This is a genomic window from Maribacter taeanensis (genome assembly GCF_047345145.1).
GTDB lineage: Bacteria > Bacteroidota > Bacteroidia > Flavobacteriales > Flavobacteriaceae > Maribacter_C.
This window is the reverse complement of record NZ_JBLFER010000005.1, coordinates 194,789-213,893: the sequence shown is the minus strand read 5'-3', so window position 1 is coordinate 213,893 and position 19,105 is coordinate 194,789. Positions and strand designations below refer to the sequence as shown.

Below are 19,105 nucleotides of genomic sequence, written 5' to 3'. Positions count from 1 at the left end.
CTTTTAGATAACATCGCATAAAATTAAAAATGCATGCAGCAGATTATCAACTTTATCTTACGATATAAGAATTTCATTCTTTATATCTTTTTGATGATCGTCTCCTTGGGTTTTACGATTCAATCACACTCGTATCATCAATCAAGTTTTTTTAATTCTTCAAGCTGGGTCGCAGGAAATATTTATGAAACCTCCTATGGCGTTACATCCTATTTTGATTTAGAAAAGGAAAACAAAAAGTTAGTTGAAGAAAATAAGTGGCTTCGCCATCAACTATTTAATAGAAAAGATTCTATTTCAGTTAAGTTGGATTCTGTTCTAATGACCTATGCCGTTACCTCAGGCCAAGTCATAAAAAACAGCTACGCCAATCAACGTAATTATATAACCATCAACAAAGGAAGAAAGGATAGCGTTAAACCTGATATGGGCGTTATTACCACGGAAGGTATTCTAGGAATAATAGAAAACGTATCAAATAAACATGCTACTGTACAAAGCATTCTAAACGAAAATTCGAATATCAATGCAAAACTAAAAAACACTGACAATTTCGGCTCCTTAACTTGGGATGCTAGAACCTACAATACAGTACAATTAGTAGATATTCCACGTCTGGTACCCTTGGTAATTGGCGATACAATTGTAACTGGTGGTATGAGTAGCATTTTTCCTGAAAATGTTCCAATTGGCACTATTAAAAAATTTGATTTAAACGAATCAAAAAGTTTTTGGAACGTTGAAGTTTCACTTTTCAATGATATGACAAATATCAAGAATGTCTATATCATAAGTAATGCGGATAGAGCAGAAATTATAGAATTACAAGAAGAAACTGAAAGTAATGATTAGCAATTCTTATTTCATAAATGTTATTCGGTTTGCACTGCTTGTTTTAGTGCAGGTTCTTGTATTCAATAGGCTGAATTTTTTTGGGTTTATCAATCCGATGGTATACATTTTATTCTTGTACTGGTATCCGATAAAACAAAATAGAGCTGCCTTTATAGGGCTTAGTTTTTTGTTAGGTCTTTCCATTGATTTCTTTTCAGATACCATGGCAATTAATGCTGCATCAACTATAACAATAGCTTATCTGAGACCTGCAATTATGCGTTTTGTTTTTGGTGTGAACTATGAGTTTCAAAGTTTCAAATTGGGTAATGCAACCAGGGTACAACAATTCACATTTTTAGCGTTATTAATAGTAGTACACCACTTGGTTTTCTTTACTCTAGAGATTTTCAGTTTTTCTAATTTGCTGTTAATTTTGAAAAAAGTTGTCTCAATTAGTGCAGCAACCTTAGTACTCTGTTTATTATTTGGTTCTCTTTTTAGCGTAAGAAAAGAATGAAATCGACATGATTAAAAAAATTAACATAAGTGGAAATGATGTTTTTGATCATCTAGGATTACATCTGACCTTTAAAAAAAAGACTAAAACGAACAGATGAAAAAACTTCTACTTTCATCGATTATTGTCATCATAGGACTCACTTTTATAGGGAGACTTTCCTATTTGCAGATATTTAGTTTTTCTGCGGATCAATTAATGGAAGACCCAGCTATTAAGGCGATTTATGATTATCCTGAGCGAGGTTATATTTATGATCGGTATGGTAAGCTATTAGTAGGAAACGACCCCGCTTATGATGTCATGGTTATACCCAGAGAGGTAAAAGCACTTGATACACTTGAATTCTGTCAATTGCTGGATATTGAAAAAGAAAAATTCAAAAAGGAACTAAGAAGAGCACGAATATATTCCCCAAGACTTCCTTCGGTTTTAGTGCCCCAACTTTCAAAACAAGATTACGCAAGATTACAGGAAAAAATGCGCAGATATCCTGGTTTTTATATCCAGAAACGATCTTTACGCTATTACGATACAAACGCCGCGGCAAATGTTCTAGGGTATATCAGTGAAGTGAATGAACGTGATTTAGCTAAAGACCCGAACTATGTCCAAGGAGAATTAACAGGTAGAACTGGAATAGAAAAAGTATATGAAGATACGCTAAGAGGTAGTAAAGGGGTACAATATATTCAAAAAGATAGGTTTAATAGGGATATTGGCAAATACAAAGATGGTGCTTTGGACGTACAACCTGTTCAAGGAAAAGAAATTCATATTACTATAGACAAAGAACTCCAAGAATATGGAGAACTTTTGATGCATGGAAAACGCGGAGGAATAGTAGCAATAGAGCCTAGTTCGGGTGAGATCTTAACCATGATTTCAGGCCCAACCTATAACCCCTCATTACTAGTAGGAAGAAAACGTTCTAAAAACTACAGCAAACTTCACTATGATACTATTTCCAAGCCAACTTTCGATCGATCGATTTTGGCTGAGGCTTCTCCAGGATCTCCATTCAAGACTCTTAATGCTTTAGTTGCATTACAGGAAGGGGTAATCGTGCCGAGTACAAGTTTCAAATGCTATAATGGTTTCTATGTAGGAAGAACACTTCGAGGTTGTCATTGCGGTGGTGGCACGCGAAATATGAATGTGGGCATTTATAAATCCTGCAACGCATATTTTGCAAATACCTTTCGAAAAATATATGAAAAATATACCACTACCGATGAGGCCCAAGATGTATGGTCTAAACATATCAAAAGTTTTGGTCTAGGGGATTACTTAGGTTCAGACCTTCATACTGGTAGAAAAGGTAGAATTCCTACCAAAGAGTATTATGACAAATGGTACGGAGATAATCGTTGGTCATCATCTTATATTATTTCAAACTCTATTGGTCAGGGTGAAGTTTCCGTGACGCCAATTCAATTGGCCAACATGACTGCGGCTATAGCTAATCGCGGTCACTACTTTACACCTCATGTAATTAAAAAAGTTGCCAGAAAAGATATTAGTATTCCCGACTTTACCAAACCAAAGTATACTACTATTGACAAAAAACACTTTGACCCTGTTATAAGAGGAATGGCGGATGTCTACAAAAAAGGTACCGCAGAATACGTACAAATACCTGATATCGAAATTGCCGGAAAAACGGGAACTGTTGAAAATTTCACCATTATCGACAGTGTGAAGACGCAACTAACAGACCATTCTGTTTTTGTCGCATTTGCTCCGGTCGATAATCCAAAGATTGCTATTGCAGTATTCATTGAAAATGGATATTACGGAGGTCGATATGCCGGCCATATCGCATCCTTGTTAATTGAAAAATATATCAAAAGAGAAATCACCCGAAAAGATCTTGAAAGGGTGATGTTATCAACAACCTTAGAATCTGAATATGCTAAGCCTTATAGTGGTGAACCTTTCAAAATCAATGAATATAATTGGAGAAGTTTACATGCCATAAAACCAAAAACGGAAGAAACCCCTTCTAAATAAACTCGCATGGCTGGCAAAAGTGTCCTTAAGCGTATTGATTGGCTTACCGTTTTTATCTATCTAGCACTTCTAACGATAGGGTGGGTAAATATCTATTCCAGTACATTTACCGATGACAATCTTTCGATTTTTGACTTTAGCACTCTCCACGGGAAACAGCTTTTTTTTATTGGAGTAACCTTTGGTACAATTATTCTGGTTCTGGCTCTTGAGGCTAGTTTCTATGAACGGTTTTCAAGCGTTCTATACATAATAGCAATGGTTTTGCTTCTAGGTCTTTATCCTTTCGGAAAGACCATTGCCGGCGCTACCTCATGGTACGATCTCGGTTTTTTCAACTTACAGCCTTCGGAGTTGGCAAAAGTTGCGACAGCACTAGCTCTAGCCAAATACCTTAGTGATATACAAACCGACATCAGACGGCGAAAAGACCAATTGTATTCGTTTTTAGTGCTATTGATTCCTGTAATATTGATTGTTCCGCAGCCAGATCCTGGTAGTGCCTTGGTATTTTTTGCAATGGTATTCGTTATCTTCAGAGAGGGTTTACCGCTTTACTATATGGGCTTCGCTGTCCTAGCTGTTTTGGTTTTTATAACCACGCTAATGTTTGGCACTATCTGGGTTACTATCTTTCTAGCCTTATTTGTCATTCTCTTTTTATTACTAAAAAGGAAAACATTTAAAGTACCCATTTTTCCAATGGTTTCCATTGCTGTAATTGCAGTATTGTTTTCTCTTTCTGTAAATTTTGTTTTCAATAATGTATTTGAGCAACGCCACCGAGACCGGTTCAGTTTGTGGCTTCGATTAGAAAAAGATCCCGTAAAGTTGGAAAAAATTAGAAAAACTATTGGGTACAATACCTACCAATCTGAAAAAGCTATTGAGTCAGGAGGTTTCTTTGGAAAGGGTTTTTTGGAAGGCACCCGAACCAAAGGGGATTTTGTACCCGAACAGGAAACCGATTACATTTTTAGTACCGTGGGCGAAGAATGGGGGTTTGTAGGCACCACCACAGTAGTTCTATTATTCACTTTAATGCTTTTACGACTTGTTTATCTAGCTGAACGACAAAAGAATCCGTTTAGTCGCATGTACGGTTATGGGGTGATCTCAATCCTTTTTATACACTATTTTATAAATATTGGTATGGTAATCGGAATACTTCCCACCATCGGTATTCCTCTACCCTTCTTTAGTTATGGCGGTTCAGGACTCCTATTTTTTACCATCCTGTTATTTATATTCTTGAAGTTAGATTCTAACCGTCTTAAGGAAGGAATTTAAGGAGAGGTTAGTGTTTCGAGTTTTATCAAAATTTCCAATCTTTGGTAACAACTGTACTCTCTAATCTAAGTTCTGCTTCTTCTGGTAGCTCCTTGAAAAAATCTATCCCCGTCCGTTTCTCTATTTCGTCGATCGTAACCGTAAATTGCTCAATTGGTTTTGAGCTGGGTTTGTTTGCCATTAAAAAGGCAATTGCTTTCATACTTTTCGGGTTTCCTTTAGCAACTATTTTATAAAAATAACGTGGAACATCTACGTCTTCTTCTCCTATTTCTTCCAAATCTTGTTCTAAAATTCCGCCAGTAAAAACGAAATGTGTTCCGTCCTTTTTAACCCACTGTCTTATTTTCATTTCTAGTCGATTCCAGACGCCAGCATTAAAATCTCGATCTTGTGGACTAATATTACTTGTATAGAAGGTTTCGTTGTAAGCATATTCAGAAAAACGTCTATCTCCTGCTGGGCAAAGATGACCTCTATCATAACCCGATCTTTTGTAATTTCGCCAATCTGCCGATTTAGTTTTCACCTTTGGGTCTTCAATAAAATAAGGCCTTTTGCGATCATCATTTGTTAAGTGTTTCTTTTCCAAAACATACCCGATCCATTCTGCCTGTTCATAAGGTTCGTTATAGGACAACATAAAATAATCATGTTGTACTATAGCCCCAGTAGTGGAACTTGGCATCACATGAATCGGCATTTCAATTAAACCTTTTTGACCTTCAGGTGAGGAATAGGTATCTGGAGTATAGAAGTTCTCAAAAAACCAAAACCCTACCACACATAGCAGTAGAAGAACCGTATATATTGTTCTGTTTTTTACACTTTTTATCATGGCTTAAATTTACTTGAAATTCTAATGAAAAGGTTCAGGTTGAAAACTGAAATCATAATAATAACTAAAAAAACCCGCTCGAGGCGGGTTTCATATTATTAGTTCCAAAATCAACTATCCTTTTACGCTAGCCAGTTTCGTATTTTTAATGTTATTAATTTTAAGATCTTGCAATACGTTTACCGCTTCCTCAACATAAACATCTTTTGCTAAATTCTTATGCCAACGATTTCTCTTTTCACGCAGAACAGAATCTTTAGTAAACAACTCTTGCTCATACTTTAGAGATTCAAAAGTAAGTTTAGAATCATAATCATTCATTTTTTTGAAGTAATCAGCCTTCTCTTTGTCTTTTTCGCTTTCAGATTTATAGGTAGTATAGTTCAACGATATCACCCTTTCATCCTGTTGAGACTTGATCCATTTCGCATTTTCATCAATCAATGCTATCTGGGGATTTGCAGCCATTCTCTTTGTACTATTTGCAATAGTTTCCTCGTAATCAATATAACCACTCCATGGCTCGTATTCTGCAGGAGTAATTTTATCCCATTTCAATGGATTGGATTGATCTCTCTCCCCAATATCAATATAGCTGTACTTGTCTGGAACAACTACATCACTCTTTACTCCTTCTAATTGCGTAGAGCCACCATTAATTCTATAGAATTTTTGAGTCGTTAATTTCAAAGCACCTAGATCTCCATTTTCACTACTTCTAACAATATTGTTTAAATCAAAAACATTTTGAACAGTTCCTTTACCGAATGTTTGTTTACTTCCAATAACAACTGCTCTTTTGTAGTCTTGCATAGCTGCTGCCAAAATCTCAGAAGCAGAGGCTGACAATTCATTTACCAATATTACTAAAGGCCCATCCCATTGCACGCGTTCATCTTTATCATCATAAACATCTTTTTCTTTTCCTGATGACTGCACCTGAACAATAGGCCCGTCTTTAATGAACAATCCACCCATTTCTACTACGGTCTTCAAAGAACCTCCACCATTATCACGAAGGTCTAAAATAAGGCCTTCCATACCTTCTTGTTTTAAACGTTCTACCTCCTTGGCAACATCAGTAGCTGCATTACGTTCGCTGTAGTCGTCAAAATCAACATAAAACTTCGGTAAATGTATCAGCCCGAATTTTTGATTTTCTTTTTTAATGTTTGCTGATTTTGCAAAGGACTCTTCCAATTCAACAACATCTCTAGTCAAAGAAATTACCTCTTGCGAACCATCAATTCTTCGAACTGTTAAATCAACTACCGTTCCTTCAGGTCCTTTAATCATTTTAATGGCATCGTCTAAGCGCATTCCAACAATATCTACTGGCTCTTCACCATCTTGACCTACTTTAAGAATTAAGTCTCCCACCTCTAAGCGCGAGTCTCTCCATACTGGTCCACCAGATATGATATCAGTAATTTTCGCGCCTTCAGGTTTTTTTTGCAAACGTGCTCCAATACCTTCAAACTTACCCGACATATTTGCATCAAACTTGTCTTTGTCGTCTGGAGCAAAATAATAGGTATGAGGATCAAACTCATCAACAATTGTATTGATATACTGAATAAACCAATCTTTTCGTTGAAGGTCATCTACAAAATCAAAAAACTCTGCTAAGGTCTTTCTAGTAGATTCTCGTGAAGATATTTCAGCTTCTTCTGCCGTCATTGGTTTCTCATTTTCAGCATGACCATGCTCTTTTGCTGTTTCCGCATCCTCATGAGTATGAGAAATTTTAGAATCATATGTATTCAAAGTTGCGTACTTCAATTGCTTTCTCCATCGCTCTTTTAATTCATCTCTTGAAGTTGCAAAAGCCATTTCATCGTAAGATATATCTATAGTTTCATCTTTAGAATAATCAAAGGGTTCCGATAAAACTTCTTTATAAATCTCTTCGGCTTCAGACATACGCTGCACCAAACGATCATGAACAGCATTGAAGAATGTAATGTCTGTATTTTTTATCTGATCATCAATTTGAAACTTTTGTTGTTCAAATTCTCTAATATCAGAGTCTAAAAAATAACGTTTGGTAGGATCAATAACGTCAATAAAATCCTCAAAGACGTTTACCGAAAAATCATCATTGATATCTTTAGGTTCGTAATGCCCTTTTGAAAGAACGTAAGTAATCAAATCAATTAACAACTTGTCTTTGTCATCATTTTCAAAAGTCTTATTTGTAAAGCTGCACGAAGCAACCGCGATTAGCAATGCAAATAAGCCATAAGCGAAATTCTTCTTCATAAAATATTATTTATCGTATAATTTAATCGATGTGAAATGTAATTCCTCAAAGTAGGAAACCTGCATTTATTGCAAACCTCATTCGAATCTCTAAGATACTGAAAAAACCGTGCCAGTATGGAGTTAAGCTGTATTTTTTGTTTTCAACAGCATAAAACATATCTATTTTTAAACGTACTTTTACAACTTAAATTATACGTTTTGTCGAAACCTTTAATTCTTGTAACCAATGATGACGGAATTACTGCTCCGGGTTTAAGAGCCCTAGTCCGTTATATGAAAGAAATAGGCGATGTAGTTGTCGTTGCGCCAGATAGTCCGCAATCAGGCAAAGGGCATGCTATTACTTTAGACATAGCCTTGTACTCCAAAAAAATGAAAATTGATCTGGAAAATGGAGCAAATGAAGAATATAGCTGCAGTGGGACTCCCGCAGATTGTGTAAAAATGGCACTTCAGGAGCTGCTTGAAAGAAAGCCTGATATCTGTGTAAGCGGGATCAATCATGGTTCAAATTCTTCAATCAATGTAATCTATTCGGGCACTATGAGTGCAGCCATTGAAGCTGGTATTGAGGGTGTACCTGCTATAGGTTTCTCTTTATGTGACTATTCTTGGAATGCCGATTTTGAACCGGCTGGTGAATCGATTAAAAAACTTGTTCGAGAAGCGCTTGCGAATGGAATTCCTCCAGGCGTAGTTCTAAACGTCAACATTCCTAAATTAGAAGCAAAAGATTTTAAGGGAATCAAAATTTGCCGACAAGCTAGAGCCAACTGGAAAGAGAAATTCGACAAACGAACCAATCCAATGGGAAAGGATTACTATTGGTTAACAGGAGAGTTTGAACTTTTAGACAAGGGTGAAGATACTGACGAATGGGCTTTGGCAAATGGTTATATTTCGGTAGTACCTACACAATTCGACTTAACTGCACATCACGCTATTCAGAACATAAATAATTGGAATTTAAATGCATAAAAAAGAACTATTAATCGGATTCGTGGTGGGTATTATTGCGAACACCATCGGTACACTTTTATACATTCTCTTATTTTCAGATTTAAGTATTACGGAAACTTTTCAAGCAGCCATACAGCAAGGCCACATCGGAAGCCTATTGGCGCTTGGGGCTATTTTAAATCTTGTTGCCTTTTTCTTATTTCTTCGAATTCGAAGAGACAATAGGGCCAAAGGTGTTCTGATTGCAACTATTTTGACAGCCTTAGTAATTCTATACTATAAAATATTTTAAATCTAGATGTCGCCCTGAGGGCAGTCGAAGGGCTAATAACTGCGGAGGTTTTCGACTGTGCTTAGACTGACACTTGAATACGGACTTAATAATGAAGTACTATATCATAGCAGGAGAAGCTTCTGGAGATTTACACGGTTCAAATCTCATAAAAGCACTGAAAGCCAAAGACCCAAAAGCAGAGATTCGCTGTTGGGGTGGTGATTTAATGCAGGCAGCTGGCGGTACTTTGGTCAAGCACTACCGAGAGATGGCCTTCATGGGATTTCTTGAGGTACTTCTAAATATTTTTACTATTTCTAAGAATATTAGGTTTTGTAAAAAGGATATTTATAATTTCAGTCCTCATGCGATAATTTTTATTGATTATTCGGGATTTAATCTCCGTATCGCTAAATGGGCCAAAGCGCATAATTTTAGAACTAACTATTATATTTCTCCGCAAATATGGGCTTCTCGTGAAAGTCGTGTTGAAAAAATAAAACGTGATGTAGACGCTATGCACGTAATTCTTCCTTTTGAAAAGGAGTTTTATGCGAAACATAAATTTCCTGTTCATTTCGTCGGTCATCCCTTGCTAGATGCTATTGCTAACAGACCTGAAATCAATGAACAAGATTTTCGTATAGCAAACGATTTGAATCCTGAAAAACCAATAATCGCATTGCTTCCTGGGAGTCGAAAACAAGAGGTACAAAAAATGCTTTCCTTAATGTTATCAGTAATCAAAGATTTCTCCGATTATGAATTTGTAATTGCTGGCGCACCTAGTTTAGAGAACGACTTTTATAACCCATTTTTAAAGATTCCAAATGTTAGTTTTGTGGCGAACAAAACCTATGATATATTAAGTATCGCCCAGGCAGCATTGGTAACTAGTGGCACAGCTACCTTGGAAGCTGCAATTTTTAAAGTCCCGCAAGTTGTTTGCTACAAAGCAAATTGGATCTCTTATCAAATTGCAAAACGCATCGTCACGCTCGATTATATTTCTTTAGTCAATCTGATTATGAAAAAAGAGGTTGTAAAGGAGCTAATTCAGAACGATCTGACTACTGAAAATTTGAAATTTGAATTACATAAAATATTAGATGGTGACTTCCGTGACCAACAGCTTTCATCGTATCAAGAATTGGAGCAAATTCTTGGAGGTCAAGGTGCAAGTGATAGAGTTGCTGAATTGATAACTAAGAATACCCCATAAGAAAAATCTATTTAGAGCAATAGAATTCCTTAAAGCCTCGTTCACCTATTTAGAAGCAAAGCTTTTTTAAAGCGATACAAGAACACACATTTCTAAAATATTTATTTAATTTTGAAGGCATGAGCAATAGGAATGCGTTGCGACTACACAAATTTGGATGTCTTTTTTTGATACTAGTCATATCAAGTTGTGGTGCTTTTAAAAAGAAAACTACATACAGTAAAACTCCCAGAGAACGAACGGTGAGTGTTGCACCTTCAAAAGAAGATTCTCGTACTCGAGAGCCTAGAAAGTCTAAAGAAAAGGCTACATCTTTATCCCCTGCAGATCACATCATAAATACAGCACTAACCTTTTCAGGGACACGCTATAAATATGGCGGCACCACCAAAAAAGGAATGGACTGCTCGGGTCTGCTCTATGTTTCTTTTGGAGAACACGATGTGCAACTGCCTAGAGTTTCTTATCATATGGCTGAGAAAGGTAAACGCGTTCGCATCGGAAAAGTAGAAAAAGGTGATTTGCTGTTCTTCAAGACGAAAAAGCGAGCGCGAAGAATAAATCATGTAGGAATGGTAGTTGCTGTTGAAGGTGACGAAATCAAATTCATTCATGCTTCTTCTTCAAGAGGAGTAATAGTATCTTCCCTTAGAGAAGGTTTTTGGAACAATGCCTTCGTTAAAGCAACTCGAGTATTATAATTTTATTTTTGATTACATTTAATGTAAGAAATTACATTAAATGTCTCTTTTGAAATTTGTTCCTATCAAACTGACCCTATGTCTTGTAGCGGGTATTTTAATTGGGCACTATTTTGAATTAAACGTTCCTTTACCACTTTATATAAGTATCGGCTTCATAACTATTTTAGGGTCTCTTCTATTTAAGGGAACCCATAGAAACTCCATTTCCTTTGGTGTTACTGCACTTTTAACCACTTTGTGTGTTGGTACTTTATCTGTTTCCTTATGGAATCCGAAAAATCAAAAAAACCATTATGCTCATCAGCACATTGATAGCGAAAGCCTCTGGAAATTGAAAATTCGCGAGGTTTTAAAAGCAAATTCCTTTTCTGATCGCTATATCGCAACTATTATTTCTAAGGATGATCAAATTGTTTCTGGAAAACTCATTCTAAATCAATATCGTGATTCTAGCACACGAAAACTTGAAGTCGACGATGCACTTTTAGTCTTTGGGAAGCCCAACGAAATAAAACCCCCTCTGAATCAATATCAGTTTAATTATAAATCATATCTGAAAGATTTAGGTATTTACCATCAACTACAGTCGAACACAACAAATCATTTGGTCTTTGAAAATTCTTCTAAAACAAAATACGGTCTAGCAGCTTCAGCACGCAGTACAATTATTTCGAAACTACGTGAAGCCGATTTCGAAGAAGAAGAATTAAGTATTATCCAAGCACTTTTATTAGGGCAGCGGAATGATATATCAGAAGAAACCTATAACAATTATAAAAACGCTGGGGCCGTTCATATTCTTGCGGTTTCAGGTTTGCATGTTGGCATTCTGTTGTTGCTTTTGCAATTTTTATTGAAACCTTTAGAGCTTCTTCCTAAAGGAAAAACAATCAAACTTCTTATTAGTGTTCTATTACTATGGGTCTTTGCCTTATTGGCAGGTTTCTCAGCTTCAATTGTCCGCGCCGTAACGATGTTCTCCTTTGTTGCTTACGCTCTCTATTTAAATCGTCCTAGCAATACGTTTAATATTCTTGCACTTTCGATGTTTACTATTTTATTGATCATAAATCCAATGTTGCTTTTTCAAGTTGGATTTCAAATGAGCTACGCAGCAGTTATTGCAATTGCTTGGATATACCCCATGCTACAACGCCTCTGGTTTCCTAAGAACAAAATCATTCGTAAAATATGGCAATTACTTTCAGTCAGTGTTGCCGCTCAATTGGGAGTTTTACCTATCAGTCTATTTTACTTTCATCAATTTCCAGGGTTATTCTTTGTATCAAATCTGCTAATCGTCCCAGCTCTCGGATTAATTTTAGGTCTTGGAATTTTAACTATAATTCTAGGCCTTTTTGATTGGCTACCTAGTGAATTTGTGGAACTCTATAATCGTCTTATTGGGATAATGAATTCAGTGATAGAATGGGTAGCACAACAAGAAGCGTTCATTTTCAAAAACATCTCATTTGATGCTATTCAATTACTACTTTCTTATGGAATTATTATCGGTATACTGATATTATCTTCACGGATAAATTTTAAACGTGCAGCCCTATTTCTAGGATGTATCATGAGTTTTCAACTTTGGACATTTTATAAGTCGTATCAAACCAAAAGTACTCAAGCCTTGCTTCTAGCCCATCGCACCAAGAGTTCTATTTTATTACATCAATTGGGGTATCAACTTCACATTAACACTTCAGATAGCACCAGTGCCTCAGGTATAGTCAAAAATTACAGGGTTGCGAAGCGCATACGTTATATTCATTTCTCAAGTATTCAAAATAGTTATATGTGGAAGCATAATAAAATTCTTATAATTGATAGTTTGGGGATTTATCCTTCAGGAAATCAAGATTATATTCTGCTTACACAATCTCCAAAAATCAACTTAGAACGATTAATCGATTCTGTACAACCGAAACAAATTATTGCTGATGGCAGCAATTATAAAAGCTATATAGAACATTGGGAAAAAACTTGTGCCAAAAAAAAACTCCCTTTTCACTATACGGGTGAAAAAGGAGCATATTATTTTGAGTGAATTTTAATTAATGTACGTTACCCATAAGTCTTTTAATTAAGGGCGATGCCACAAGCACTACAAGACCGGCCACCAAAGAATATTTGGCAATTAACATAAAGCCATCTGTATAGACAGTTAAGGTTTCTAAACCACCCACATTTTTGTCTGTGCTTTCAATAGCCAATTGCTTTCCAATAAAACCTACTATTTGAAATGCAAAAGCGGATGACAAAAACCAAACCCCCATCATAAAAGCAACTATGCGTTTTGGTGAAAGATCGGTTATTTTTGATAAGCCAACTGGTGACATAAAAAGTTCTCCAACAGAAAGTAAGAAATACATAAGTAATAGATAAGCAAAAGGAACTAAACCATTTTCGCTGGCACTTGCTCCACTGATTGCTAGAACATAAAAACTAATACCTGCAAATAGTAAACCTAAACCAAATTTATAAGGCGTACGTGGATTTGACTTTTTCTTGCTTAACCAAGTCCACATCATTGAAATAGGTATGGCTAAAATAATTATCCACATTGAATTTAAAGAATTGGTCTGAGCAGCACTCATAATACCATCTAAATCAACATTTCTTGCAGCAAACAAGGTAATTACACTCCCGGAAAGCTCATGAAAGCCCCAAAATATTGTCATGAAAAAAGTAATTAAAACCGCAACAAATAGTTTTTTACGTTCATCTAGAGTTGCCTTGAACATCTCATAGGCCAAATAAGCAAGCACTGCAATACCGATTCCTTTGAAAATTATATTTACAATATTTTGGTCTGCAAAAAAACCATCTGTGGCAATCGATTTATATGATGACAGTAAAAAAGCAATTAAAGGTGCAGCCAAAACAGCTAAGACCGGAACAAGAATGCCCTGTTTGATTCCCAGAATTTTTTTATCCATAACTTCATCCGTTGGAGGAAGTCCTCTATTTCCAAAAACATTCTTTTGAATTCCTCTCCAGAAAACAATTAGGCCCGTTAACATTCCTATTCCGGCTAATCCAAATCCATAGTGCCAACCATATTTTGCTGCTAACCATCCGCACAGAAGTGGAGCAACCCAGCCACCAATATTAATTCCCATATAGAAAATTGTAAATCCTGAATCTTTCTTTGGGTCCCCTTTTTCATATAAAGTTCCCACAAAAGTCGAAATGTTAGGTTTGAAGAATCCGTTTCCAACAATAATTAAGGAAAGTGCAAGAAAAAATGCCATATCATTTTCAATCGCTAAAACAAAATGCCCTATTGCCATAAGTATACCCCCGAGGAAAATGGAATTTCGCATTCCCAAAATTTGATCGGAAATCTTCCCCCCAATAACTGTTGATGCATAAACAAGAGAACCATAAGAAGCGTATACGGCCGCAGTTGCATAATCCCTTTCCGCTAATTTTTCAAAAATTACGTTAACCATGTAAAGGGTCAACAAGGCTCGCATACCATAGAAACTAAACCGTTCCCATAACTCTGCAAAGAATAAATAAAACAAACCTTGAGGATGTCCTAAGATCTGCTTTTGGTCATTGAAATCTGAATTATCTGCTGTCATGTTGGTGAGTTATATTATAAATTTGATTTTATAAAGTTGGTCATTTTATTGTACAATTGTATTCGGGTATTTCCGCCATAAATACCATGGTTTCTATCGGGGTAGATAGCCCAATCAAATTGCTTGTTCGCTTGAATTAAAGCCTCAATCATGCGCATACTATTTTGCACATGTACGTTATCATCACCCGAACCATGAATCAATAAATACTTACCTTTTAAAAGTTCAGGGTAGTTAAAAGGTGAATTTTCATCGTATCCACTGGCATTCTCCTGCGGTGTCTGCATATAACGTTCCGTATAAATAGTATCATAAAAACGCCATGAAGTAACTGGTGCAACAGCGATAGCAGTTTCAAAAACGTCATTACCTTTTAGTAAACAATTGGTAGACATAAAGCCGCCATAGCTCCAACCCCAAATACCTGTTCTTTCTTCATCAATATAGGGCAGTTCACTTAATTTTTTAGCCGCAGCAATTTGGTCTTCAACTTCAAATTTCCCCAATTCTTTTTGAGTGACTTTTTTGAAATCTCGCCCTTTTAAACCTGTACCTCTTCCATCTACACAGGCTATAATGTAACCTTCTGATACTAACATTTGATGCCAATAGTCATTGGCTCCGTTCCACCTATTCGATACGTTTTGAGACCCTGGGCCACTATATTGATACATAAATAATGGATACTTTTTTGATGAATCAAAATTCTTAGGTTTGATCATGTACATATTCAAGTCGTTTCCATTAATAGCAATGGTTGAAAACTCCTTTGTACTCATTTCATACTCCTGCAGCTTTGAAGTTAGACCATTATTATTAAGAATATCTTTTACTTTTTTTCCACTTAGTGACTTGTGCAAGGTATACCTATTGGGAGTACTAGTATTAGAATATGTATTTATAAAATAGGTGAAATCTGAACTGAAATCCGCGGAATTGGTTCCAGCTTCTATAGCAAGTTCTTTTTTATCTTTCCCAGAACTTGAAATACTATAAATTCCTCGGTTGATAGATCCATTCTCTGTAGATTGATAATAAATACGATCTTCATTCTGATCGTAACCATAGTAACTCGTGACTTCCCAATCACCTTTTGTGATTTGATTCATTAACGGGCCTTCCTCACTGTATAAATAGATATGATTCCATCCATCTTCCTCACTAGTCCAAATAAAACTATCGTCGGCTAGAAAGGTAAGGTCATCGGTAACATCGACATATGCCTTATCGGTTTCTTCTAGTAAAACATCTACAGAATTATTAGTGGCATTGACCGCGTGTAATTTTAAATGATTTTGATGTCGATTTATAGTTTGTACGCTTAGTTTATTTGGATTGTTCATCCACTTGATTCTCGGTATGTAATAAGCCTCCCCTAGTTCTACTTTTGAAATATCACCAGACTTCACATCTAACATATGTAAAGAAACTTTTGCATTTTCTTCCCCAGCCTTAGGATATTTAAAAACGTAAGGCTTCTGATATAGTTCGCTACCGTATACATCCATAGAAAACTCGGGAACATTTGATTCATCAAAACGAAGGAATGCAATTTTACTTCCATCAGCATTCCATTCATAAGCTTTTACAAAAGCAAATTCCTCTTCATAAACCCAGTCTGTAACTCCATTTATAATACTATTCTTTTTGCCGTCAGAAGTAATCTGTTTGGTAGTTTTGGTCGCAATATCGAAAAGAAAAATATTGTTTTCAGCTACATAAGCTACTTGCTTTCCATCTGGAGAAATGGATGGTTCTTGAATTTTTGTATCTGAAATTTTGGTCAAACTTTTAGAAGCTAAATCATAGACATAAAAAACACCTAGTGTAGATCTTCTAAAAATAGATTCTACCTCAGTTGCCAAAAGTAATTTAGATTCATCTTTGGTAAACTCGTAAGCCGAAAAGTTCTCAACACCCATCAAATCTGAAGAAGAAACAATGGTTTGTACTCTTTCTAAAGTCTTGTAGTCGTATTTATCAATGCGCGTACTCCCATCAGTTCTATCCTTATTTAATATCGTATACTGTCTTCCATTATTCAAAGAACGAAGGGCCTGCATTCTTTCAACAACGAATGCGCCTTGATAAATTTCTTCAACGGTAATTTTTTTTGTTTGGGCGTTGGTAATGGTTAGAAATCCCACCAAAAGAAAGACCAAAATGTTATATTTTCTCATAAATAGATAAGAATGCGTTAAATCTGTCAAGTTTACTAATAATTATACTAAAATCAGTTATTTCATTGAAAAAATCAGCAAGTTTTAGATCGTATGGGTGTACTACTTGTTTTTGAACTCCCCCCTGTTTATATGTATCTTTACCTAACAAATAACCAATTGTATGACGAAACCTGTTCAAGGGTTTTCAAAACTCACTAAAGAAGAAAAAATCGAATGGATTGTATCTAATTACACCCATGATTCTGAATCAGCTAAATACCTTTTAAAACGATACTGGAATTCGGACAGTGATTTGCAAAAATTGCACGACGAATTCATAGAAAATACAATTACCAACTATTACCTTCCTTTAGGAATAGCCCCAAACTTTCTGATCAATAATAAGCTATATGCGATACCAATGGCAATTGAAGAAAGCTCTGTGGTTGCCGCTGCAAGCAAAGCTGCCAAATTTTGGCTTGATCGTGGCGGATTCAAGACTACAATTCTAGGAACAGAAAAGATTGGGCAAGTCCATTTTATGTTTTTAGGGGATACGACTAAATTAAAAACCTTCTTTAATTATATAGAACCCAAACTGCGTTCTGAGTCTTCGGATATAACCAAGAACATGGAAAAACGAGGCGGTGGTATTTCAAAAATTGAACTCCGCGACAAAACCTCAGAACTCGCCAACTATTACCAATTGCATTGTACATTCGAGACTTTGGATGCAATGGGTGCCAACTTCATCAATTCATGTTTAGAACAATTTGCAAAAACTTTGGAGCAGGAAGCCCAATCGTTTTCTGACTTTAATGAAACAGAAAAGAACATTGAAGTGGTAATGAGCATTCTCAGCAATTATGTTCCTAATTGCTTGGTTCGAGCAGAAGTAAGTTGCCCTGTTGATGAATTGACAGACGATGAAAACAATGCCACAGAATTTGCAAAGAAGATGATACAGGCCATTGCTATTGCCAAAGCAGAACCACACCGAGCTGTTACCCATAACAAAGGTATTATGAATGGTATTGATGCTGTTATTTTGGCTACTGGGAATGACTTTAGAGCTGTTGAAGCTGGAGTTCATGCTTATGCCTCCAAAGATGGAAAATACACTAGCCTAACGGATGCCAGTATGGAAGATGGAGTTTTTAAGTTTTGGATAGAAATACCATTGGCCCTAGGAACGGTTGGTGGATTAACAAGTCTACATCCGTTAGTAAAACTGGCCTTAGAAATTCTACAAAAGCCTTCTGCCAAAGAATTGATGCAAATTGTCGCCGTGGCCGGATTGGCACAAAATTTTGCAGCTGTACGTTCTCTGGTAACTACAGGAATTCAAGAAGGGCATATGAAAATGCACTTATTAAATATCTTAAATCAGTTAGGAGCAACCGATCAAGAGAAAAGTACGTTGACCAAATATTTTAAAAAAAACACAGCTACGCATAGTTCGGTGGTAGAGGCATTCGAAAATCTTAGAAAAGAGAATGATTAAGGAGTTCTACAGCAACGGAAAACTTCTAATATCTGGAGAATATGTTATTCTAGATGGAGCTATCGGTCTTGCATTACCTACAACTTATGGGCAATCATTACGAGTAAGCGAATACGAAAGTTCATATATCATTTGGAAAAGCATAGCAGTTGACGGTTCAATTTGGTTTGAAACCGAACTAGATGCTTACAGTCTTGAAATTAGATCATCATCTGACTTAGATACTGCAAGAACACTTCAAAAAATACTCAGACAAGCAACAAAACTAAATCATGAATTTTTGTATGGTTCTCAAGGGTATTCTATTGAATCTTTTTTAGATTTTGAACGCAGTTGGGGCTTAGGCTCTTCCTCTACCTTAATAAATAATATTGCCCAATGGGCCAACGTCGATGCGTATCAACTCTTATGGAATGCATTTTCGGGAAGTGGTTATGACATTGCTTGCGCTCAACATAATTCACCCATTTTGTACCAATTAGTTAATTCAAAACCATTAGTTGAAGAAGTAGTTTTTAATCCAACTTTTAAAGACCGTTTATACTTTATTCATCTGAATAAAAAACAAAATAGTCGTGAAGGTATAGCCCAATATCGAAATCAAAGTTTTGATAAGCCTCATTTAATACAAGAAATTTCCGAAATAAGTAGGCAATTATTAATGACCTCTAGTCTATCAGAATTTGAGAATTTACTTTCCAAACACGAAAACCTAATTGCTAAAAGCCTCAAACTTCCAACAGTAAAGTCTGAAAGGTTCGCTGATTATTCAGGGAGTATAAAAAGTCTCGGAGCATGGGGTGGTGATTTTATATTAGCCTCAGGCGAAGAAAAAACTCCTGAGTACTTTCAGGGCAAAGGATATCATACTGTAATTCCTTTTAAAGATATGATCTTATAAAAAAAGCCTTCCAAATGGAAGGCTT

Annotated in this window: 15 protein-coding genes; 11 read left to right on the top strand and 4 right to left on the bottom strand. The window is 36.0% G+C overall.

All coding sequences use genetic code 11. The annotated features are described in order from the left end of the window. The first annotated feature begins 33 nt into the window (after positions 1-33). The 4 genes from mreC (at position 34) to rodA (ending at position 4,657) form a co-directional block, all read left to right on the top strand. On the top strand, positions 34-852 hold the full coding sequence (mreC, locus tag ACKWCD_RS15890) for a rod shape-determining protein MreC (RefSeq protein ID WP_413984940.1): 819 nt from the start codon (positions 34-36) through the stop codon (positions 850-852). Next, positions 845-1,354 (top strand): rod shape-determining protein MreD, encoded by a 510-nt coding sequence (locus tag ACKWCD_RS15885; protein ID WP_138657480.1) that lies wholly within the window; start codon positions 845-847, stop codon positions 1,352-1,354. The genes mreC and ACKWCD_RS15885 overlap by 8 nt, the downstream gene beginning before the upstream one ends. A 96-nt stretch (positions 1,355-1,450) precedes the next feature. Continuing rightward, the gene (mrdA, locus tag ACKWCD_RS15880) at positions 1,451-3,367 is read left to right on the top strand and encodes a penicillin-binding protein 2 (protein ID WP_413984939.1); all 1,917 of its coding nucleotides are present in this window, start codon (positions 1,451-1,453) and stop codon (positions 3,365-3,367) included. 6 nt (positions 3,368-3,373) lie between these two features. Further along, positions 3,374-4,657, top strand: a complete 1,284-nt coding sequence (gene rodA / locus ACKWCD_RS15875; protein WP_413984938.1) for a rod shape-determining protein RodA — start codon at positions 3,374-3,376, stop codon at positions 4,655-4,657. A 25-nt stretch (positions 4,658-4,682) separates the two neighbouring features. On the opposite strand, the gene ACKWCD_RS15870 is transcribed toward rodA, so the two are convergent. Next, on the bottom strand, positions 4,683-5,495 hold the full coding sequence (locus ACKWCD_RS15870) for a DNA/RNA non-specific endonuclease (RefSeq protein ID WP_413984937.1): 813 nt from the start codon (positions 5,493-5,495) through the stop codon (positions 4,683-4,685). A 114-nt stretch (positions 5,496-5,609) separates the two neighbouring features. After that, complete coding sequence (locus tag ACKWCD_RS15865) at positions 5,610-7,757, bottom strand: carboxy terminal-processing peptidase (RefSeq protein ID WP_413984936.1); 2,148 nt, start codon at positions 7,755-7,757, stop codon at positions 5,610-5,612. Between the two features lie 201 nt (positions 7,758-7,958). Between ACKWCD_RS15865 and surE the strand changes: the two genes are divergently transcribed. The 5 genes from surE (at position 7,959) to ACKWCD_RS15840 (ending at position 12,970) form a co-directional block, all read left to right on the top strand. Then, on the top strand, positions 7,959-8,738 hold the full coding sequence (gene surE, locus ACKWCD_RS15860; RefSeq protein WP_413984935.1) for a 5'/3'-nucleotidase SurE: 780 nt from the start codon (positions 7,959-7,961) through the stop codon (positions 8,736-8,738). Next, complete coding sequence (locus tag ACKWCD_RS15855; RefSeq protein WP_413984934.1) at positions 8,731-9,012, top strand: hypothetical protein; 282 nt, start codon at positions 8,731-8,733, stop codon at positions 9,010-9,012. Before surE ends, ACKWCD_RS15855 begins: the two co-directional genes overlap by 8 nt. 91 nt (positions 9,013-9,103) lie before the next feature. Beyond that, positions 9,104-10,216, top strand: coding sequence for a lipid-A-disaccharide synthase (gene lpxB / locus ACKWCD_RS15850; protein WP_413984933.1), 1,113 nt, complete (start codon positions 9,104-9,106; stop codon positions 10,214-10,216). Between the two features lie 119 nt (positions 10,217-10,335). Further along, positions 10,336-10,917 (top strand): C40 family peptidase, encoded by a 582-nt coding sequence (locus ACKWCD_RS15845; RefSeq protein WP_413984932.1) that lies wholly within the window; start codon positions 10,336-10,338, stop codon positions 10,915-10,917. A gap of 40 nt (positions 10,918-10,957) precedes the next feature. Beyond that, positions 10,958-12,970, top strand: a complete 2,013-nt coding sequence (locus ACKWCD_RS15840) for a ComEC/Rec2 family competence protein (protein WP_413984931.1) — start codon at positions 10,958-10,960, stop codon at positions 12,968-12,970. 7 nt (positions 12,971-12,977) lie between these two features. Here ACKWCD_RS15840 and ACKWCD_RS15835 read toward each other — a convergent pair whose 3' ends face one another. Both ACKWCD_RS15835 and ACKWCD_RS15830 read right to left on the bottom strand, forming a co-directional pair. After that, positions 12,978-14,513: a peptide MFS transporter gene (locus ACKWCD_RS15835; RefSeq protein ID WP_413984930.1), complete on the bottom strand. Its 1,536-nt coding sequence runs from the start codon at positions 14,511-14,513 to the stop codon at positions 12,978-12,980. Positions 14,514-14,527: 14 nt separating this feature from the next. After that, a complete protein-coding gene (locus ACKWCD_RS15830) occupies positions 14,528-16,693 on the bottom strand; it encodes a S9 family peptidase (RefSeq protein ID WP_413984929.1) in 2,166 nt (721 codons plus the stop codon). A gap of 163 nt (positions 16,694-16,856) precedes the next feature. Between ACKWCD_RS15830 and ACKWCD_RS15825 the strand changes: the two genes are divergently transcribed. Both ACKWCD_RS15825 and ACKWCD_RS15820 read left to right on the top strand, forming a co-directional pair. Further along, positions 16,857-18,179: a hydroxymethylglutaryl-CoA reductase, degradative gene (locus ACKWCD_RS15825; protein ID WP_413984928.1), complete on the top strand. Its 1,323-nt coding sequence runs from the start codon at positions 16,857-16,859 to the stop codon at positions 18,177-18,179. Continuing rightward, on the top strand, positions 18,172-19,080 hold the full coding sequence (locus ACKWCD_RS15820) for a GYDIA family GHMP kinase (RefSeq protein ID WP_413984927.1): 909 nt from the start codon (positions 18,172-18,174) through the stop codon (positions 19,078-19,080). The genes ACKWCD_RS15825 and ACKWCD_RS15820 overlap by 8 nt, the downstream gene beginning before the upstream one ends. The last annotated feature ends 25 nt before the right edge of the window (positions 19,081-19,105 follow it).

Coding starts and splice junctions, on each gene's coding strand:
- mreC (WP_413984940.1), top strand. CDS start 34: ATGCAGCAGATTATCAACTTTATCTTACGATATAAGAATTTCATTCTT.
- ACKWCD_RS15885 (WP_138657480.1), top strand. CDS start 845: ATGATTAGCAATTCTTATTTCATAAATGTTATTCGGTTTGCACTGCTT.
- mrdA (WP_413984939.1), top strand. CDS start 1,451: ATGAAAAAACTTCTACTTTCATCGATTATTGTCATCATAGGACTCACT.
- rodA (WP_413984938.1), top strand. CDS start 3,374: ATGGCTGGCAAAAGTGTCCTTAAGCGTATTGATTGGCTTACCGTTTTT.
- ACKWCD_RS15870 (WP_413984937.1), bottom strand. CDS start 5,495: ATGATAAAAAGTGTAAAAAACAGAACAATATATACGGTTCTTCTACTG.
- ACKWCD_RS15865 (WP_413984936.1), bottom strand. CDS start 7,757: ATGAAGAAGAATTTCGCTTATGGCTTATTTGCATTGCTAATCGCGGTT.
- ACKWCD_RS15855 (WP_413984934.1), top strand. CDS start 8,731: ATGCATAAAAAAGAACTATTAATCGGATTCGTGGTGGGTATTATTGCG.
- lpxB (WP_413984933.1), top strand. CDS start 9,104: ATGAAGTACTATATCATAGCAGGAGAAGCTTCTGGAGATTTACACGGT.
- ACKWCD_RS15845 (WP_413984932.1), top strand. CDS start 10,336: ATGAGCAATAGGAATGCGTTGCGACTACACAAATTTGGATGTCTTTTT.
- ACKWCD_RS15840 (WP_413984931.1), top strand. CDS start 10,958: ATGTCTCTTTTGAAATTTGTTCCTATCAAACTGACCCTATGTCTTGTA.
- ACKWCD_RS15835 (WP_413984930.1), bottom strand. CDS start 14,513: ATGACAGCAGATAATTCAGATTTCAATGACCAAAAGCAGATCTTAGGA.
- ACKWCD_RS15830 (WP_413984929.1), bottom strand. CDS start 16,693: ATGAGAAAATATAACATTTTGGTCTTTCTTTTGGTGGGATTTCTAACC.
- ACKWCD_RS15825 (WP_413984928.1), top strand. CDS start 16,857: ATGACGAAACCTGTTCAAGGGTTTTCAAAACTCACTAAAGAAGAAAAA.
- ACKWCD_RS15820 (WP_413984927.1), top strand. CDS start 18,172: ATGATTAAGGAGTTCTACAGCAACGGAAAACTTCTAATATCTGGAGAA.